The 18,548-nt window shown below is 46.9% G+C and carries 15 protein-coding genes; 10 read left to right on the top strand and 5 right to left on the bottom strand.

Annotation, left to right across the window (positions count from 1 at the left end; all coding sequences use genetic code 11):
* The first annotated feature begins 18 nt into the window (after window positions 1–18).
* Together KVT36_RS15175 and KVT36_RS15170 are read left to right on the top strand one after the other, a co-directional pair.
* Entirely contained in the window at window positions 19–837 is an 819-nt protein-coding gene (locus KVT36_RS15175; RefSeq protein ID WP_217604326.1) for a hypothetical protein, read from the top strand.
* A gap of 158 nt (window positions 838–995) precedes the next feature.
* Window positions 996–3,416 carry an ABC transporter permease gene (locus KVT36_RS15170; RefSeq protein ID WP_217604325.1) on the top strand — a complete coding sequence of 807 codons (2,421 nt, stop codon included), beginning with the start codon at window positions 996–998 and terminating at the stop codon, window positions 3,414–3,416.
* A 77-nt stretch (window positions 3,417–3,493) separates the two neighbouring features.
* On the opposite strand, the gene KVT36_RS15165 is transcribed toward KVT36_RS15170, so the two are convergent.
* On the bottom strand, window positions 3,494–4,309 hold the full coding sequence (locus tag KVT36_RS15165; RefSeq protein ID WP_217604324.1) for a helix-turn-helix domain-containing protein: 816 nt from the start codon (window positions 4,307–4,309) through the stop codon (window positions 3,494–3,496).
* 167 nt (window positions 4,310–4,476) lie between these two features.
* On the opposite strand from KVT36_RS15165, the gene KVT36_RS15160 reads away from it, so the two are divergent.
* Both KVT36_RS15160 and KVT36_RS15155 read left to right on the top strand, forming a co-directional pair.
* Window positions 4,477–4,881: a DoxX family protein gene (locus tag KVT36_RS15160; RefSeq protein WP_217604323.1), complete on the top strand. Its 405-nt coding sequence runs from the start codon at window positions 4,477–4,479 to the stop codon at window positions 4,879–4,881.
* A 29-nt stretch (window positions 4,882–4,910) separates the two neighbouring features.
* Entirely contained in the window at window positions 4,911–5,450 is a 540-nt protein-coding gene (locus KVT36_RS15155) for an SRPBCC family protein (RefSeq protein ID WP_217604322.1), read from the top strand.
* A gap of 546 nt (window positions 5,451–5,996) precedes the next feature.
* Here the strand turns inward: KVT36_RS15155 and KVT36_RS15150 are convergent.
* Window positions 5,997–6,332: an SWIB/MDM2 domain-containing protein gene (locus tag KVT36_RS15150; RefSeq protein WP_089906396.1), complete on the bottom strand. Its 336-nt coding sequence runs from the start codon at window positions 6,330–6,332 to the stop codon at window positions 5,997–5,999.
* Between the two features lie 440 nt (window positions 6,333–6,772).
* On the opposite strand from KVT36_RS15150, the gene KVT36_RS15145 reads away from it, so the two are divergent.
* The 4 genes from KVT36_RS15145 (at window position 6,773) to KVT36_RS15130 (ending at window position 13,554) form a co-directional block, all read left to right on the top strand.
* Complete coding sequence (locus KVT36_RS15145) at window positions 6,773–7,285, top strand: DinB family protein (RefSeq protein ID WP_217604321.1); 513 nt, start codon at window positions 6,773–6,775, stop codon at window positions 7,283–7,285.
* A 464-nt stretch (window positions 7,286–7,749) separates the two neighbouring features.
* On the top strand, window positions 7,750–10,755 hold the full coding sequence (locus KVT36_RS15140) for a SusC/RagA family TonB-linked outer membrane protein (RefSeq protein WP_217604320.1): 3,006 nt from the start codon (window positions 7,750–7,752) through the stop codon (window positions 10,753–10,755).
* 40 nt (window positions 10,756–10,795) lie between these two features.
* Window positions 10,796–12,394, top strand: coding sequence for a RagB/SusD family nutrient uptake outer membrane protein (locus KVT36_RS15135; protein WP_217604319.1), 1,599 nt, complete (start codon window positions 10,796–10,798; stop codon window positions 12,392–12,394).
* Window positions 12,395–12,453: 59 nt separating this feature from the next.
* On the top strand, window positions 12,454–13,554 hold the full coding sequence (locus KVT36_RS15130; protein WP_254640017.1) for a phosphatidylinositol-specific phospholipase C1-like protein: 1,101 nt from the start codon (window positions 12,454–12,456) through the stop codon (window positions 13,552–13,554).
* Window positions 13,555–13,564: 10 nt separating this feature from the next.
* On the opposite strand, the gene KVT36_RS15125 is transcribed toward KVT36_RS15130, so the two are convergent.
* The 3 genes from KVT36_RS15125 to KVT36_RS15115 form a co-directional block, all read right to left on the bottom strand.
* Window positions 13,565–14,836: an FAD-binding protein gene (locus KVT36_RS15125; RefSeq protein ID WP_217604318.1), complete on the bottom strand. Its 1,272-nt coding sequence runs from the start codon at window positions 14,834–14,836 to the stop codon at window positions 13,565–13,567.
* Window positions 14,837–14,853: 17 nt separating this feature from the next.
* On the bottom strand, window positions 14,854–16,050 hold the full coding sequence (locus tag KVT36_RS15120) for a DUF1624 domain-containing protein (protein WP_217604317.1): 1,197 nt from the start codon (window positions 16,048–16,050) through the stop codon (window positions 14,854–14,856).
* 298 nt (window positions 16,051–16,348) lie between these two features.
* Window positions 16,349–16,543: a hypothetical protein gene (locus tag KVT36_RS15115; protein ID WP_089906390.1), complete on the bottom strand. Its 195-nt coding sequence runs from the start codon at window positions 16,541–16,543 to the stop codon at window positions 16,349–16,351.
* Window positions 16,544–16,735: 192 nt separating this feature from the next.
* Between KVT36_RS15115 and KVT36_RS15110 the strand changes: the two genes are divergently transcribed.
* Both KVT36_RS15110 and KVT36_RS15105 read left to right on the top strand, forming a co-directional pair.
* Complete coding sequence (locus tag KVT36_RS15110) at window positions 16,736–17,446, top strand: RNA ligase family protein (RefSeq protein WP_217604316.1); 711 nt, start codon at window positions 16,736–16,738, stop codon at window positions 17,444–17,446.
* Window positions 17,415–18,533 carry an AAA family ATPase gene (locus KVT36_RS15105; protein ID WP_254640016.1) on the top strand — a complete coding sequence of 373 codons (1,119 nt, stop codon included), beginning with the start codon at window positions 17,415–17,417 and terminating at the stop codon, window positions 18,531–18,533. The genes KVT36_RS15110 and KVT36_RS15105 overlap by 32 nt, the downstream gene beginning before the upstream one ends.
* The last annotated feature ends 15 nt before the right edge of the window (window positions 18,534–18,548 follow it).

The raw sequence follows: 18,548 nt of genomic DNA, 5'->3' as shown, positions 1-18,548 counted from the left end.
CAAATCCTAATCACCAGCATGAAGCATATCCTTACACTTTTTATCATCATTATCCTGGCCGCCAGCTGTAACACATCTACCAATACCAATGATCAATCAGATACTACCCATACCACTCCTGCACCGGTAACAAAAGAAAAACCCTCCGCCTTTACCGGCCCTATGATCGGTGAAAGAATAAACGGCCCCGCCAATATCCGCAGCAGCGCTAATGGAGAAGTGATCTTTTCTTTAAACGATCACACCCTGGTTAACAGTACTGAAGGCAAAAACGGCTGGTATAATATTGGCTTGCTCGCAGAGCTGCCGAATGACGCTTATGGTACGGATACCCTCCATAAAGGACACAAGATCATAGTAGATGGTAAGGTGGTAGGTGAAATATTAAAAGACATACCGGTTAGTACCAGCACCACTACAAAGAAAACCTGGGCAGAGCTGACCGGCTACACTTACAAGGATAACCTGTATCCCGCATCCATTATAGAAAATGAATTGGAGGATTATCTAAGCAAGATAACAGACCGTTCCCTTAAAACTATGCAGCCCTTTATCAGCAACTTTAAGCTGGAAAAAGATGACCGCATGCCGCCTTTCATTACCTATTTCAACTATGAGAACTGGATGGATGATCCTTCGCCGTTAATGCGCATACAATTGGTATTTGAAAAAGATCAGTTAATAGGTATCGTACATTCGCGGAACATTCATATACCCAGTACCACCAATGCAGCACTGGAAAGGGATTTCCAGGTAGCTTTTTATAATGACATTCCGCAGGAAACACAACAAAAATTTATAAAGGCATTTAATACATTCATGCAGGGGGTTGACTAAGCCAGCTACCTGGCTGTAGTTAAACTGTTCACTTCCGGACATTGCCCTTATTACAAGCGGACAGTTTGTTGTATATCTATATCTTCAAGTAATTGGTTTTTAAGTGAATGGAAAGATGGCATTTTCTTGGTGCTGCCATCCGGATCAAACCAATAGTTATGCTTACCACCCATTTCAAAGCCACCACGCGCAGTCTCTGGAAAAACAAAACCTATAGCTTCCTGAACATCTTTGGGCTGGCAATAGGGATGGCCTGCGCAGGACTGATCTTTTTATGGGTGGAAGATGAAATGACCTTTGATAATTTCCATGAAAAACAGGACCGGCTGTACATTACCAAGGTAAACTCCGACATGGACAATGGGGTGAGCACCCATACCTCTACCCCAGGAGTTATGGGACCGGCCCTGAAAGCGGAGCTGCCTGGTATTGCCAATACCTGCAGGTATACGGAAGAAGGGGCCAGCCTGTTGTTTACCGTTGGCGATAAACCATTGTATGCCACCGGCCGGTATGCAGAAGCTTCATTGTTTGATATGTTTACCCTGCCTTTTGTGCAGGGCAATCCCAAAACCGCTTTTACGCAGCTCTATTCTTTAGTGATCACAGAAAAGACAGCACGTAAATTTTTTGGAACAGAAAAAAATGCGCTGGGTAAAACCGTACGGGTGAACAGGGAGCAGGATTATGTGGTCACTGGTGTGCTGAAAGACCTGCCAGCCAATTCCACGCTGCGGTTTGAGTGGATAGCCCCCTTTGAGATCTATTACCGCAAAAGCCCCTGGGCGCAGCGCTGGGACAATAGCTGCCTTACAACCTTTGTAGAATTAAAACCCGGGGTAACGGCTGCATCTGTAGATAAGCTGCTGTATAATTATATAAAACAAAAAGTACCGGGCGCCAACACGCATCCCTTTTTATTTAATATGCATAACTGGCGTCTGTACGGGGAGTTCAGGAATGGCAAACCCACAGGTGGCGGGCGTATTACCTATGTGCGCCTGTTTGCCACTATTGCCTGGATCATTTTATTTATTGCCTGTATTAATTTCATGAACCTGGCTACTGCCCGCAGTGAAAAGCGCGCGCGGGAAGTAGGCGTCCGCAAGGTGCTGGGCGTAGGTAAAAGCGGACTGGTGCTGCAGTTTATGAGTGAGGCTTTGGCCATGGCCTTTATATCAGCAGTTGCAGCGGTGTTGATCATGGCGCTGTTCTTACCTGCATTTAATACACTGGTGCAAAAAGAGCTGGTATTAGGGCTACGGCAGCCTTTACACATAGCTGCTTTACTGGGGATTGCCCTGGTATCCGGAATAGTGGCGGGCAGTTATCCGTCGTTTTATTTATCCTCTTTTAACCCGGTGGCAGTATTAAAAGGATTGCAGGCCAAAACAGGCAGCGCCGCCTTTATCCGTAAGGGGTTGGTAATAATACAGTTCACAATGTCTATTATGCTGATCATTGGCACCATTATCATTTACCAGCAGATCCAGCATGTAAAACACCGCAACCTGGGTTTCAATAAGGATAACCTGATCCAGATGAATTTGCAGGGCGATATGCTGAAGAATTTTCCCTTAATTAAACAGGACCTGTTAAATACCGGCGTAGTAACCAATGTTTCGGTTGCTGATCATGAAACCATTTATGGTGGTAATAATACCACTGGTCTTGACTGGCCGGGTAAATCACCGGGCAGCCAGATCCTGGTATCCCAAAGGGTAGTAAGCCCGGAGTATGTAAATGTAGCAGGTATGCAGCTGGTTGACGGCAGGGACTTTAAACCTACGGACGTAGTGGAAATGACGCCGGATTTTGAACCTAAGGATTCTACAATAAAATACTTTAACATCCTGGTAACGGAGTCCATGGCCAAACTGCTGGGCGAAGGCAGCGCAATTGGCAAAACCATGTTAATGCCTGGTGATAAACCCAACCAAAACTTTAACCTGCGCGTAATAGGTGTGGTAAAAGATTATGTATATGGCAATATGTATGGCAAGCCTGATCCGGTTGTGTTTTTCTGCCTTCCACAGTTCACCACGTTAATGTATGTACGCATTAAACAGCATAGTGATACAGAAGCTGCGCTGGACAAAATTGCCGGCGTAATGAAAAAAGATAATCCCGATTACCCGTTTGAGTATGGCTTTGTAGATGGGCAGTTTAATGATATGTTCATGAGCGAAATGCTGATCAGCAAGCTGTCCAGGGTATTTGCAGTATTAGCCATCCTGATCTCCTGCCTGGGATTATTTGGATTAGCCGCCTATACGGCAGAACGCCGTACCAAGGAAATAGGTGTCCGCAAAGTGCTGGGCGCCAGCACATTTAATATTACCCGCCTTTTATCCAGGGGCTTTTTACGGCTGGTGATCGTATCGGCTGTAATTGCATTCCCTCTAACCTGGTGGATCATGAATAGCTGGCTGCAGCAATACAGCTACCGCATCAGCATTCAGTGGTGGGTGTTTATAATGGCGGGCGTGCTGGCTATGATCATTGCGCTGGGTACTATTAGTTTCCAGTCTGTTAAAGCAGCATTGGCCAATCCCATAAAAAGCTTACGCTCCGAGTAGACCGGCCTGTCATCCTAAAAGAAATGCCCGGTATCCGTCAGGATCACCGGGCATTTAAATATATACCTGTTGGATGATTACAAGACTAGCTCCGTTAAATTATCTATCACTTCCGGGCCCAGTTTCTGGTACTGGAAAGGGGAGCAGCCTGCAAACTCTTTAAAGGAGCGGATAAAGTGCGACTGATCCGCATAATCATTTTCAAAAGCAATATCAGACAGCTTATCAAACTGGTTACGCTTCAGCTGTTCCAGCGATGCCTGGAAACGTGCAATGCGCGAGAACAGCTTGGGCGGTATGCCTACATGCTGTTTGAATTTACGCTCAAAGCTTCTTTCAGACAGCTGTAATGTTTCCCGTAAAGTAATAAGCGACACACTGCCTTTTGACTGTATAATGCTGGACAACGCAAACTGCATGGCATTATCCGCATCGCGGTTTTGTTTGTGGAGCAGCGCAGTAATATAGGAGCAGATAACGTCCACCTGGCCATAGATACCGGCTGCATTGGAAACCTGGTTAAGCAGGGAAAAACCATGTTCGCCCGCCAGCTCATCCAGGTTTAAACAGGTATCAGTTAGGGCTTCTGCATTCAGTCTGAATATTGCGTTTAATGCATTCGGCTGAAAGAAAATGCCGATGGTGCTGAACTGCCCTTTCAGGCTAAGCGCCGCGTGCGTAGTTGCCTGTCCGTATAAGATGATGTTAGGCAGCTGTTTATCATTCTGGTAAATAACCCCCTTTTCCGGTTGCTGGAACAGCAGCCCGGGACAGCCATCCGCCATGGTCCGGAATGATTTGGAAGTATCATCGGCCGCATCGCTTTCCAGGGCCCAGAACGTGCGTATATAGGCTTTCAGATGGTCGGGAGGAGGTATCTGTTGGAATTGCATTTTAGTTCAGAATAGGCTTATACAAATATAACAATTCCAGGGTAAAATGGAATGTCGTGATCTCCCCCTTACAATGTCGTATTCACAGACCTTCTAATTTCAACCGGCAAAGTAGCTTTACATCATCAAACCAAACGAAATTTTTTAAACTTTTAAAACATACTAACATGACAACTTTAACAGCCACCACAAAAGCAAAAAGCATCCGTAAAGACAAAGTGATCTATTGGATCTTCACTTCCTTATTTGTATTGCTGGATGCGGTACCTGCCGCCGTATGGTTCAATTCACCCATGGCAAAAGAAGGGATCCGCAGCATGGGTTTCCCTGCATACTTTGGCGTAGAATTAGGTATTGGTAAGATCATCGGCGGCATTCTGCTGATACTGCCTATGATCCCTGCACGATTCAAAGAATGGGCTTATGTTGGATTTGGTATTTCACTCATCTCTGCCATGATTGCCAATATTGTTGTAGTTGGGCCGGCAATGGGTATTATGCCGCTGGTAGGTTTAGCCATCCTCACCGTGTCTTACATTTACTTTCATAAGACCCGGGAAACTGGTTTTTAATATTCAGCCATCATTCTTAACCTGCAGCCATGAACATTCTACTCACTATCGTTCTTATTATTGTTGCACTGGTAGCGCTCCTGTTAATTGTAGCACTATTTAGCAAAAAGAGCTACACTGTAGCGCGGGAGATCACTATCCGCCAGCCTAAACAAACTGTTTTCAACTACATCCGTTTCATTAAGAACCAGGACAACTACAACAAATGGTCTATGGCCGATCCGGATGCAATAAAAACTTATACCGGTACCGATGGGAATGCAGGGTTTATCTACGCCTGGGATAGTAAGGTAAAGAATGTTGGCAAAGGAGAGCAGGAAATAAAAGGTATTACAGAAGGAGACCGCATAGACCTGGAGCTACGTTTTGTAAGACCCTTTGAGGGCGTGGCTTTCGGGAATATAAGCACTACTGCGCTGGCAGAGGATCAGACAAAAGTAAAATGGAGCTTCAGCAGCAGCATGAAATACCCCATGAACATTATGCTGTTATTAATGAACCTCGAAGGAATGTTAGGCAAAGACCTTGAAATTAGTTTAATGAACCTTAAAACTGTACTCGAGCGGTAGTAATTAATAATGAAGAATGAATAATTAATAATCGGGGATGCCGTTAGTACACGTGAAATTTGCATTACAATTTAGAAAATGCAGTTGATGTACATGACATATTTGAAATGCGTTCTCCATTATTAATTATTCATTATTAATTTAATAGCGCGTGATATTTTTTCAGGCCCTTCCTATGCCCGCTTTGAAAACGGGCGGACAGGCTGGGAGTTCCCGGAACTGTTCTATATAAAACATACGGCCCGGGTAAAGGATGTTGTGCTGCGCACCCCGGGCTGGAAGATGTATACAAAGCAATAGCAGCGCCACAAAATGCAGGGGCGCCAGTGAACAGCCGCAGTAATGATTTTGGCTTGCTGTTATATGATCATGATAGCCGGGGATATTTCAGCTCAGACAGGCGGGGGAATGATGATGTTTACAGATTTTCGCCCGTGAGCAGTGCGCAGTGACGCAGGCATACTGCCTGTACAAATGACAAACAGCAAGGCCGAACAGCGGCGCAAAGCCATAGCCTGCGCCCACTGTTTTACCTCATATACCTTTTTAGCTTACATGTTTGCCTACTACTTTTGCCAGTTCAAACATAGAGATCTGGCTCTTACCTTCAAAAATCCCTTTCAGCTTATCATCGGCATTGATCATGCGTTTGTTCTGCTGATCCTGCAGGCCATGCGCCTTAATATAATCCCAGATTTTTTTGATGATCTCTGTTCTTGGCAAAGGTTGGCTGCCTACAACTGCAGCTAATGCAGGGCTGGGCGTAAGCGGGGCCATTAAACCTGTATTGCTTTTCTTAGCGGCAGTTTTGGGGGCAGCAGCTTTCGCTGTTGCTTTTTTAGCAGGCGTTTCCTTGGTAGCTGATTTAGCTGTTTTTGCCATAGTAATATTTAATTTAAGCGTTAATAATTAAAAACCGTTCAATAATTAAGACAGCCGGCTTTTCTATAAACTAGCCTGTGCAGCTTAAATTATGCCAATTAACCATTTATCGGCGGAAATAACGAAAGCGGTGGTCATCATCGTCCATAATAAAAGCATCTTTTTCACTGATAAAACCGGGCTGATGGGCTGTTAGCTCAATACCGCCGGGATCTTACCCGGAAAGGGGGCCTTCTTTTGCAATCACCGGGCAATGTAACCGGAATTTATACAACCTGTAAAGGAACTATTACATTACAACCCTTTTTTTGATCTTTTGTTGAGGTCACACCACAAAAAAATTTTAAAATTCTTCCTGCGCATACTGACATAAGGCTGTCACTCCCCCTGTGTTACTTCGTATTGTCAAACAGATTATTAAACTTTAAAACCCTTTAATCATGGCAACCAATACCACTTTTTCCGCTCCTGCACAGGTTATCAGCCCCGAAGAGCTGCTGCAGCACTGGCAGGGACACCGTCAATTAACCCGCCGCGTCATTGTTGCATTTCCCGAAGATAAGCTTTTCAGCTATTCCATTGGCGGTATGCGCCCATTTGCCGGCCTGGCAGAAGAACTAACCGGCCTGGCAAGCGGCGGAATTAAAGGTGTTGCCACGGGTAAATGGCCGCAGATCAATGAGCTGGAGCATCATTCCGAAAAACCTTTGCCGGCCACCAAAGAAGAAATATTAAAGCAGTGGGATGAGGTGACCGCGGAAATAGAAGCGCTCTGGCCGCAGATCTCCCCGGAACGCTTTCACGAAGTGGAAAAAGCTTTTGGGATGTACGAAGGCCCCATTTACGCTAACTTTTTATACCTGGTGGATAATGAAATTCACCACCGCGGCCAGGGTTATGTGTACCTGCGATCCCTGGGCATTGAACCGCCGCCATTCTGGGACCGTTTTTAATATATCCTAAAACACCGGGTTTACCACCTGGTGTTTTTTTTATCCCCAATATTATTATCCGGTTGCACTTTTTTATCTAATATTGCCCTGGCCAGTAAAATACCGGTAAAACCTATAGAAAGACCCAGCTGTTATGGATCACGGATAAAACTGCGCCGCTAACTGTACCCGTATGAAAAACAACGCCACATAAACCAGGATCGTAAAATGTATACTGTAGCAATAACCTGAAACAGGAGCCAATACAAGTAATAATGTCCAAGGTGATCATGTATGTCATATGCTTATCTGGTCATCCTATAACAGGCCCTTCAATGTGAAGGAATTGTTAAGGCTGGGGGATAGCTTTTTGACACACGTATTACCATAGGGGAAAATGACGACAATTGATATTATAGCTACTGAACCAAAAACGGACCAACAAGATCTATCAGATTCAAAGCAATCCTTAACAATTAAATGAAATGAAGAAAATGTACGCTTTATCATTAAAGCCATTTTGCCGTACAGCTGTCAAAGCAACCTTTGTGTTGTTATGGGTAATGCTGTTGGGAATTACATCCTATGCCCAGCGCACAGATGGCACCATTAAAGGTATCGTTACGGACGAAAACAATGCACCGCTGCCCGGTGTAACCGTGTCGGTAAAAGGCACTAACCGGGGCACCACCACCAACGCCAACGGCGCCTACACGCTTACTGTGAACGGACCCGATGAGGTGTTGCTGTTCTCTTTAATGGGATCCGTACCCAAAGAAGCAAAAGCAGAAAATAAAAAAGTAATTAACATTACCCTGGTAACAGATACCAAACAATTAAAAGATGTAGTGGTAATTGGTTATGGTACCGCCAGTAAAAAAGATGTAACGGTATCCATCACCACTATTAAGTCGGAAGAGTTTAACCAGGGCGTATTAACCAGCCCCGCAGAATTACTGCAGGGTAAAGTAGCCGGTTTGAACGTAACCAAAAGCGGTGACCCCAACCAGGCGCCTGCCGTGGTATTAAGGGGCCCCTCCACCATCCGTACTACCGGTGGCGCTATGGAACCCTTTTATGTAATTGATGGTGTACCCGGCGCTTCTATTGACCTGCTGGCGCCTGCAGATATTGAAAGCATTGATGTGCTGAAAGATGCCGCTGCCACTGCTATTTACGGTGCACGTGCCTCCAACGGCGTAATTATGGTAACTACCAAAAGAGCCAAACCCGGACAAACAAGGCTGAATTACAGTGCCTACGGCGCTATGGAAGAAGTATCCAAAGAAATTGATATGCTGAGCGCAGACGAGCTGCGTGGTTACCTGGCCAAGAACGGCCAAACCCTGATCCCTGTTCTGAATGATGACGGCTCCAGCACCAACTGGCAGGCCCTCACCAAAAGAAAAGGGTATTCAATGAACCATAATATTTCTTTTGGCGGCGCCACAGCCAACACCGATTATGGCGGCAGCGTAAACTATCTGAAAAATAATGGTGTGCTGAAGAATAGTTCCCTGGAACGTACCACTGTAAGAGGTTTCCTGACACAACGTTTCTTCAGTAACCGTTTAAAATTAGGCGTTACCGTTACTAACAGCCATACTAAAGGCGACGACATCGTACAGCCGCAGGTATTATCCAACCGCCTTTTTTACCTGCCAACAGTAAGCCCGTTCAATAAAGACGGTTCTTATAAAGAATATTATGCCCGTACCGGTAGCGGCACTTTAAACCCGCTGTCCCTGATCGATAATAACTTCATTAAAACAGATGATAACAAAACACTGATCAACGGACTGGTACAGGTAGACATTATAAAAGGCCTGAAATATACCCTGTCCGCATCTACCCAACGGGATGAATACAACTATAACAGCTACTACAACCGCTTTTCCGGTCTGGCAGTGAACTTTAACGGTTTGGCTACCCGTAAATCATATCTGAACACCAGCACCGTACTGGAATCCTATTTCAATTACGACCGCGAATTTGGGCAGCATACCCTGCGCCTGTTAGGTGGTTACACCTATCAGCAGGACCGTAGCAATGATGGTTTCGGGATCACTACGCAGAACTTCTCCAATGATAACCTGACGTATAATAACCTGTACCTCTCCAACCCGTCCAATACTTCGCAGATCGCATTTGATAACAACCCGATCTCCACCCTGCGCCTGATCTCTTATTATGCACGTGTGCAGTATGCCTATGCAGATAAATACCTGTTCCAGGCATCCCTGCGTAATGATGGCTCTTCTGCATTTGGTGTGAACAACCGCTGGGGGTATTTCCCGGCCATCTCTGCCGGCTGGAATATCAGCAATGAAGAATTTATGAAGAATATACGGGCTATCAGCTTCCTGAAATTAAGGGTAGGTTACGGAGCCTCCGGTAACAGCGCCGGCTTCAACGCCTTCTCTTCGCTGCTGGTATATGGTTCATCCGCCAGTCCCAAGTTCCTGTATAACGGTAATGTTACCAATTCCATTGGCCCGGTACGTAATGACAATCCTGACCTGAAATGGGAAAGCACCGCTACTACCAACATCGGCCTGGACTTCGGTCTTCTGAAAGACCGTATCAATGGTTCTGTGGATTATTATATCAAGAAAACATCTGACCTGATCTATGATCAGTACCCGGTTTCCACTACCCAGTATTTTGTACCTACCTATACCGCAAACGTAGGCAGCATTAAGAACAGTGGTATAGAGCTGGTGATCAACGCCGTGCCGGTAAGAACCAAGAGCTTTACCTGGAAAACCTCCGTTAACCTGGCGCACAACAAGAATTCGATCGAAAAATTATCGAACGATAAATTCACCATCAACTACATTCAAACCGCGCAGCTGGGTGGTAAAGGCCAGTCAGGTAACTACAGCCAGATCATTCTGCCCGGTGAGGCCCTGGGTACCTTTAACCTGTGGCATTATGTAGGTAAGAATGAGAATGGCGTAAGCTCTTATGAAAATGCAGACGGGAAAGTGATCGCCACACAGCCGCTGACCACTGATGCAAGGATTGCCGGTAACGCCCAGCCATCCCTTATTTACGGCTGGACCAACACCTTCTACTACAAAAGTTTTGACCTGAACTTCCTGGTGCGCGGCGTAACCGGTAACAAAATACTGAACGCTACCCTGGCAGGTTTAAACAACCCGGTAGATTCCAAGATCCAGAACATTCCCACTTTTACCTTACAGGAATCTTACAAGGATATTAATGCCTACCTGATCTCTGACCGTTTCCTGGAAAGTGGTTCGTACCTGCGTATGGATAACGTTACTTTAGGTTACACCTTCAAACCGCATACACAATCTGTAAAAAGCATCCGCTTTTATGTATCCGGTAATAACCTTTTTGTGATCACCAAATACCGTGGTGTGGATCCTGAGATTAACATCGGCGGCGTTACCCCCGGTATTGATAACAACAACTTCTATCCTAAAACACGCACTTATATCATAGGGGTATCCGCTGCGTTTTAACGGAGGCAGATTAAAAAAGTAACTACAAAAATATTAACGGATGAAAAGAATATATTTGATCATAACAGCACTGGCGGCGCTTGTATCCATCAGTGGCTGTCGCAAGCTGGATGTGGATGTTGAGTCGCAGTACGTAGGCGGCAACTTCCCGGAAACATCCTCAGATTATGCCGCTTTGCTGGGTACCATGTACTCCAACCTGTCATCTAATTACGCCATTAACTACTGGCGTATGCAGGAGCTGTCAACAGACGAAGCTATTATTCCTGCACGCGATGGTAACTTTGATGATGGTGGCCAGTACCGCCAGTGCCACTACCACACCTGGACCATTGACCACCCATATGTAACCGGTATATGGCAATGGGGTTTTGGCGGTATTAATAACTGTAACCGCCTGGTTAGCGTGCTGGCCGGCTCCAAGCTGGATGATGCCACCAAAGCATCTTTAACAGTGGAAGTAAGGGCTATGCGCGCATTGTACTACTACTTTATGATGGATACCTATGGTAATGTGCCGCTGATCACTACTTTCCCGGTAGATACCCTGCCCAGTACACAGCCGCGTGCTACCGTATTTGCCTATATTGAATCAGAGCTGAAGGCCATTGCACCATCACTGCCTTCCAAAAGCAATAACGCAGCTACTAACCTGCTGCAGTATGGCCGTCCTACTAAAGCTATGGCATTTGCGCTGCTGGCAAAATTGTACCTGAACTCCGTAACGTATACCGGTATAGACCGTTATAAGGATGTAGTGGCCATGGCCGACAGCATTCAGTCAAACACCAACTACGCGCTGGACCACAATTTTCGTGATATTTTCCTGCCTAATAATGGTCCGCAGATCAACGAAACCATTTTTGCGGTGCCTTATGATCAGCAGATCCCCGGCAACCAGTTCACCCGTTTTGGGTTTTACTATTACCTGGTACAGGCATACGGTTTTAACGTAGGTTTAAGTATTGCCATGAGCACTACGCCTGAGTTTTATGACCGCTTTAATATACCCGGCGATGCCCGCACCCAAACCTGGCTGGCAGGCCCGCAGTTCTACCCGGATGGTGCAGGCGGTTTCACAAACCAGCCGGTATTGTACCCTGATGACGGCACGCAGATCATAATTTATAAACCGCTTATACTGGTACCCGGCAAACCTATGGATATTGGTAACACACGTCTTAGCCAGGCCTCCGGCGTACGTTCTATCAAATACTACCCGGATCCTGCCATCACACAGGCAACCCGCCTGAATGGGAATGATGTGCCGGTATTCCGCTTGGCCGATGTGCTGCTGATGAAAGCAGAAGCCATTTTACGCGGCGCTCCTGCAACTGCGGTGAACGGGGAAGTACAAACGCCGCTTATACTGGTGAACAAGCTGCGCACCCGCGCCGGCGCTCAGCAGGCTACCAGTGTAGACCTGCAGGCTATCCTGGACGAGCGTGCACGCGAGCTTTCATGGGAAGGCTGGCGCCGCCAGGACCTTATCCGCTTTGGCCAGTTTGAAACGGAATATCCTTTGCCGAACGATAACCTGAGCATGAATAAAGATGTAACCCGTCGTATTTATCCTATACCTATCACGGAGATCAGGTTAAACACAAACCTGAGACAAAATCCGGGATATCCTAACTAACTTTGTTGAAACCTGTAGCCGGCCTGTAACAACAGGCCGGCTTTTTTAAAACCATGATTATGTTGAAAACATTAATAAGCCTTAGCCTGGCGCTGGCCCTGCCGGTGCTGCATAAAGAAGGACTGCCGGACGATCTGCATATGAACAGGATCCAGGTGATAGGCTCGCACAACAGTTATAAAAAGGCCATTGACCCCGCATTATTTAAAGTATTTCAGCAAAAAGATTCTGTTTCCGCCAGCAAAATAGATTACGAGCACATTCCCTTAACAGCGCAGCTGGATATGGGTTTGCTGAACCTGGAGATTGATGCGTATGCAGATGAAAAAGGCGGAAGATATGCGCATCCCAAAGGGCTGGACTGGGCGCCCGGTCAGCCGCCTTTTGATCCTGATGGCGTGATGAACCAGCCTGGCTTTAAAGTATTTCATATCCCTGACCTGGATTTCCGCAGCTATTGCCTGACCCTTAAACAGGGCCTGCAGGATCTGAAAGCCTGGTCGGATAAACACCCGGATCATTATCCCGTATTCATTACCCTGGAAGTAAAAGGAGGGGAGCCCCGCAAAGAAAATTCCATGCTTACAGAGCCGGAACCTGTTACAGAAGCCACTTTCCAGGCACTGGATAAAGAGCTGACGGATTATTTAGGCGCAGAAAATATTATTACACCGGATAAGGTACGGGGTAATTACAATACCCTGGAAGAAGCCGTGCTGCATGATAACTGGCCTGCCCTGAAAGCAGCCCGGGGTAAATTTCTTTTTGTGCTGGATGATCATGACCGTAAAAGAGCCATGTACATTGCCGGCCACCCGTCTTTAAAAGGCCGCGTGTTATTTGTAAATGCAGATCCCGGCACACCTGAAGCAGCCATGATGATCCGCAACAATCCCAGGATGCCGGAAATAAAAGACCTGGTAGCCAAAGGTTATATCATCCGCACCCGTGCCGATGCAGATACCAAAGAAGCCCGCCTGAATGATAAGTCATCTTTCCAGGCCGCCTGCAATTCCGGGGCGCAGATCATTACTACGGATTACTATCGTAAAAGCACCCACTTCAGCTCAGATTATGAAGTGAGCTTTGACGGGTCAAATAAATACCTGAGGATAAACCCTGTATTCAGCAACATCACTGCTGCTGCAGGCGCGCACTGATGCAAAAGCGCTAAAAAATATACCCGTCCACAAACGCATTCCTGAACTTTCCTCCGGGATCATACGTTTGCAAAAGCTGCCGGAACTCCGGCAGCTTTTTGTATAAGAGCTTTATCCGTTCCGGCGCCATGGTAAATACTTTACCCCAGTGAGGGCGGGCATTAAAAGGCGCCAGCTGCGTTTCAATTAATGGTAATACCTGCTGTACGGCCTCCCAGTCCTGCTGCCAGGTGAAGTGAATGGCCAGGCAGGGTTGTTTGTAACAGGGGCTCATCCAAAAGCCATCTGCATCAATAGTACGGATCTCTGAAATTAACAGGTGCGGCGCAATATGGTCCCTTATCTGGTCTATAGCCAGCAGCGCATCATACCCATCATCCAGCGATACAAAATATTCTGATTGTAATTCTTCGCCGCTGCTGGGGGTAAAGTTCATACGGAAATGCGGCAGCCGTTCAAACCAGGGGCCTGGAACGCCCATTTGTTCTGTACAATGCACTGCAGATAATTCGCCAATGGGATGTAATGCTTTTGTAGCCAGCGTTGCGCCAAAAAAATCATCTGGCATTCCCAGCTGCTGGCCCGCTTCCACCCGGCGTTTCAGCCATACCTGGCTAAAGGTGCGGCGCTTCCAGTCAGTGAACAGGCTTACACTGTAAGCGCTGGAAAAAATAGCTTCCAGCCGGTTTTCCAGCGCAGTAAAAGGCAGGTGCTCGTAAAGATCCTGCTGTATAGAATAGGAAGGAACAATGTCTAATGTTAGCTGGGTTACTACACCTGCACTGCCCAGGCCCACCACGGCTCCCCGGAATGTAGCGCCATCTTTTTCCCGCGATAGCGTAACCACCTCTCCGGAAGCAACCACCATTTCCAGCGCGGCAACAGCCGTAGCCAGGTTGCCATTCCCGCTGCCCGATCCGTGGGTAGCAGTAGCGCAGGCGCCTGCTATTGAAATATGTGGTAAAGATGCCAGGTTATGTAAGGCAAAACCGTTCTTTTGCAGGTGAGGGCATAGCTGCCCGTAGTTGATACCACCGCCTACCGTTACCGTTTGGTTTTCGGCGTCAAGGGATATTACCTGGTTTAGCTGCTGCAGGGAAACCAAATGCTCCGTAGAATCAGCAATACTGTTAAAACAATGCCGGGTGCCCAGCACTCTTAAATGCGGCAGCTCCTTTACCAGCTGCTGTACGGCTGCCACTGAATCAGGACAGTGTAAGTTTTGCGTGCTGTACGCATAATTGCCTGCCCAGTTGCGTAAGGTAGTATCAATATCCTGCATGTTGGTTCATTTATCTTTTAAAGATAGCTCAACCATTGCTTTTCCCGGTGATTCCTTTTGTAAGTATCATACCATTTACATAAAGGATATAAGCCAATGATCACCACTATCCATAAAAGGTATACAATACCCAGGCTAAAGCCGTAGTTCTTCAGCTCCGGGCTGGCGGTTACCCAGTTGCTAAGGATCATATCCGTCCAATGATGGCCGGATATTTCAGCGCCTATAAAACCCAATGCGTGTATAACCGCAATATGCACCAGGTAAAAGAACATAGGCACCCGGCCAATGACCACCAGCTTTTCCGTAAGGCCGTTCAGCGGCTTTTCCGTGAAGGCCAGGAACAGGAATGCAGGGCCCAGCGTAACTAAGGTGTACAACAGGGATGGCGGATACTTGGTAATATTCAGGAAAGACAGGAAGGTGAACACCGGCTTAGGTTGTGTGCTCCATGCATTCGGATCGCCATAGATGTTAATGGCGCGGATAATAATAAACAAAGCTATGGCGCCCAGCCCAAGGTAGATGAGCGTTTGTTTTCTTTTAGCCGCATCAAACTGCGGGGTATATAGCTTACCCAAACAATACCCCGTGGCCATAATACCTATCCAGGGCAGAATAGGATACCCCACAAACAAGCCGGTAGCGCCCAGCTGGAAGTAACGCTGATCATGCAGGAAAGCCCAGAAAATGCTGCCTTCCTTATGCACGCCATCCAGCAGGTTATGCCCGAAAATAAGGGCAAGCCCGATCAGTAAAATAGACCGCCAGGGTAAGTAGATCAATGCGGATAAAACGATCATGCTTACGCCCAGCGCCCAGATCACCTGCACTAGGAACACTTTATAGGCCGGGTTGAACGTCCATTCAAAAGTTACAAAGGCAAATTCCAGCAGTACCAGCCACAGGCCGCGTGTTAACAGGAAAAAGGAAAGCTCCTTTTTAGTTTTCCGCGTGCTGCTGATGTAGGCGGAAGTGCCGGCCAGGAATGCAAAAACAGGCGCGCAAAAATGCGTGATCCACCGTGTAAAGAACAGGAACACCGTGGTTTGAGATAGATCCGTAGGATCAAAAATGTAAGCGCTGCCGTGAAAGTAATCCCGTACATGGTCTAATGCCATGATGATCATTACAGTACCCCGCAGCAGATCAATAGATTCAATACGTGTACGTTTAATGGCGGTATTAGGCAACGCCATAGTTGCTGTGGACATATGAAAAGGCTTTAGATGGTGGCGAACATCAAACGACTTAGACCTGGTGAAGTATAACGGCTGCAAGGTACAAAAAATAATAAACCGGTCTTGTTACAGCTTGCTACCTGTGGGTACATAAAGTGTACGGGGCAGCCCTACATTGGGATTGTGGAAGGGAAAAGTATTCATCATCCCGACCTGCTTACGGAAAAACGGGCACGGATGAAAATATTGCTGCTGGATGCAGATAAAGACCTGCCTATAAAAAAGATCAATGTTATTTTAAAAGAAGTGCTGGCGTTGTATAAATAAATGTTCAGGAAGGTTTGTCCTTGGTATTTTTGATCAGCCCTATGCCGGAGAAAAAGAAGATGGCGCCCAATAATGCAAAGATAATGATGCTTTTAACGCCCCGGGTACCCTGTGTGCCATTTATAAACTGCACCGCTGCTATAATTAACCCTACCACGCCCAGCAGGGATAAAACAATACCTAAAATGCGTTTTTCCATAACTGTTTTTGGAGTGGGGTGCAAATAATGTGCCGTTGCGGTATGAAAGTGATTCTATATCTTTGCAGGGCAATCAAATAAAAATTGTCAAAGCCTTGGGCCATGTAATATCATCAACATATTAAGGATCAATCACAGCCTGCTGTTCTAAAGCAGGCGGGGAATCTTATTGTTGATATTAAACCTCATTACATGGCTATTTCACAAAAATACGGCCGTACCTATCATTATCCGTTTTCGCCCGGCACTACCAGTGATGACCGCATACAGCATGATTACTGGGAACATCTGAGCAGGATACCTGAATTGGTGCATACTGAAAAGCTGGACGGGGAAAATAACTGCTTATCCCGTTTGGGCGTGTTTGCACGCTCCCATGCAGCGCCTACCACCTCTCCGTGGACGGAGAGCCTGTGGCGCTTCTGGCAAAGCATCCGGCATGACCTGGGTACGCTGGAGATCTTCCTGGAAAATCTCTACGCCGTACATTCTATTCAATATCGTAACCTGGATCATCATTTTTATGTGTTTGCAGTACGCGAGCACGGGCAATGGCTTAGCTGGGAAGAAACAAAGTATTATGCAGCTATGCTGGACCTGCCGGTAGTGCCGGAGATCAAAGTATTTCCTGCACCGCAGAACCGGCATGTTTTTGAGCACGAAGTACAAACCATTGTATCCGGCAGGGGCGCCTTTGATCCCTATGATACGCACAACGGGCAGCCAACCATTATAGAAGGTATTGTAACCCGCAGCACCGCCGGTTACCCGGCTACTGCATTTGCGGAAAATGTATTTAAATATGTTAGAAAGGGGCACGTAAAAACAGACCAGCACTGGACGCGCAGCTGGAAACGGGCCCGCTTAAATTATGAAGGAGGTAAACATGTGGACGATCAGTGAAAATAAAACCTGGGATCATTTAGCCGGCACGTTTGATTGGGTAGAGCGTATGGCCACTGTGCCGCAGGATGCCCGCCACCATGCAGAGGGTAACGTAGCCGTACACACGCAAATGGTATTAGATGCGTTAGCTCAAATACCGGCTTTTGAACAGCTGCAGGTACAGGAGCAGGAAATACTATGGGCCGCTGCCTTGCTGCATGATGTAGAAAAATACAGCACCACCGTTGCGGAGCCGGATGGCAGCATTACCGCGCACGGGCATGCCCGCAAGGGCGCGCTGAAAGCCCGGAATATCCTTTACACAGCGGTGCCGGCCCCTTTTGAGATCCGTGAGCAGATCGTGGCGTTGGTGCGTTACCATGGGCTGCCCATCTGGATCCTGGAAAAGAAAGATCCGCTGAAAGAGCTGGTGAAAGCCAGCCTGGAAGTAAATACACAGTGGCTGGCGCTACTGGCCCGGGCAGATGTATTGGGCCGTATTTGCACCGATCAGGCAGAGATGCTGTACCGGATAGATTGTTTTGAAGAATTTTGTAAAGAGCATGGCTGCTGGGGTATTTCCAGAACATTTGCATCGCCGCACGCCCGCATGCATTATTTGCAGCGGGAGGATGTGCATGTGGATTATGTGCCTTTTGAAACAGCGGTAACGGAAGTGATATTGATGAGCGGCCTGCCCGGCGCAGGAAAAGATACGTATGTTAAAAAACATTTCCTGGATCTGCCGGTAATATCACTGGATGATATCCGTAATGAATGGGATATTGACCCTACCGATAAAACTGGTAACGGGCAGGTGATACAGGCCGCTAAAGAAAAAGCCAGGGAATATTTACGCAGGCAAGCCGCCTTTGTATGGAATGCCACCAATACCACCCGGCAAATGAGGGCCCAGCTTATTGAGCTGTTCCAAACGTATAAGGCCAGTGTGAAGATCGTGTATGTGGAAGCACCGTATAAACATCTGCATCAGCAGAACCGGAACCGGGAGGCTGTTGTACCTATGAGAGTGCTTGAGAAGCTGATAGATAAGCTGGAAGTGCCCGCCTTATGGGAAGCCGCAACAGTAGTGTATCATACCTGATACACTACTGTTTTT

The organism is Chitinophaga sp. GbtcB8 (genome assembly GCF_019091455.1).
GTDB lineage: Bacteria > Bacteroidota > Bacteroidia > Chitinophagales > Chitinophagaceae > Chitinophaga.
Note: the sequence above shows the minus strand (reverse complement) of the source record. Positions and strands in the feature narration are given on the sequence as shown.

Bases quoted from the DNA above. Each gene is read 5' to 3' on its own strand.
- KVT36_RS15115 (WP_089906390.1), bottom strand. From the start codon at position 16,543: ATGGAAAAACGCATTTTAGGTATTGTTTTATCCCTGCTGGGCGTGGTA.
- KVT36_RS15160 (WP_217604323.1), top strand. From the start codon at position 4,477: ATGACAACTTTAACAGCCACCACAAAAGCAAAAAGCATCCGTAAAGAC.
- KVT36_RS15175 (WP_217604326.1), top strand. From the start codon at position 19: ATGAAGCATATCCTTACACTTTTTATCATCATTATCCTGGCCGCCAGC.
- KVT36_RS15155 (WP_217604322.1), top strand. From the start codon at position 4,911: ATGAACATTCTACTCACTATCGTTCTTATTATTGTTGCACTGGTAGCG.
- KVT36_RS15170 (WP_217604325.1), top strand. From the start codon at position 996: ATGCTTACCACCCATTTCAAAGCCACCACGCGCAGTCTCTGGAAAAAC.
- KVT36_RS15140 (WP_217604320.1), top strand. From the start codon at position 7,750: ATGAAGAAAATGTACGCTTTATCATTAAAGCCATTTTGCCGTACAGCT.
- KVT36_RS15130 (WP_254640017.1), top strand. From the start codon at position 12,454: ATGTTGAAAACATTAATAAGCCTTAGCCTGGCGCTGGCCCTGCCGGTG.
- KVT36_RS15120 (WP_217604317.1), bottom strand. From the start codon at position 16,050: ATGTCCACAGCAACTATGGCGTTGCCTAATACCGCCATTAAACGTACA.
- KVT36_RS15150 (WP_089906396.1), bottom strand. From the start codon at position 6,332: ATGGCAAAAACAGCTAAATCAGCTACCAAGGAAACGCCTGCTAAAAAA.
- KVT36_RS15135 (WP_217604319.1), top strand. From the start codon at position 10,796: ATGAAAAGAATATATTTGATCATAACAGCACTGGCGGCGCTTGTATCC.
- KVT36_RS15125 (WP_217604318.1), bottom strand. From the start codon at position 14,836: ATGCAGGATATTGATACTACCTTACGCAACTGGGCAGGCAATTATGCG.
- KVT36_RS15110 (WP_217604316.1), top strand. From the start codon at position 16,736: ATGGCTATTTCACAAAAATACGGCCGTACCTATCATTATCCGTTTTCG.
- KVT36_RS15145 (WP_217604321.1), top strand. From the start codon at position 6,773: ATGGCAACCAATACCACTTTTTCCGCTCCTGCACAGGTTATCAGCCCC.
- KVT36_RS15105 (WP_254640016.1), top strand. From the start codon at position 17,415: ATGAAGGAGGTAAACATGTGGACGATCAGTGAAAATAAAACCTGGGAT.
- KVT36_RS15165 (WP_217604324.1), bottom strand. From the start codon at position 4,309: ATGCAATTCCAACAGATACCTCCTCCCGACCATCTGAAAGCCTATATA.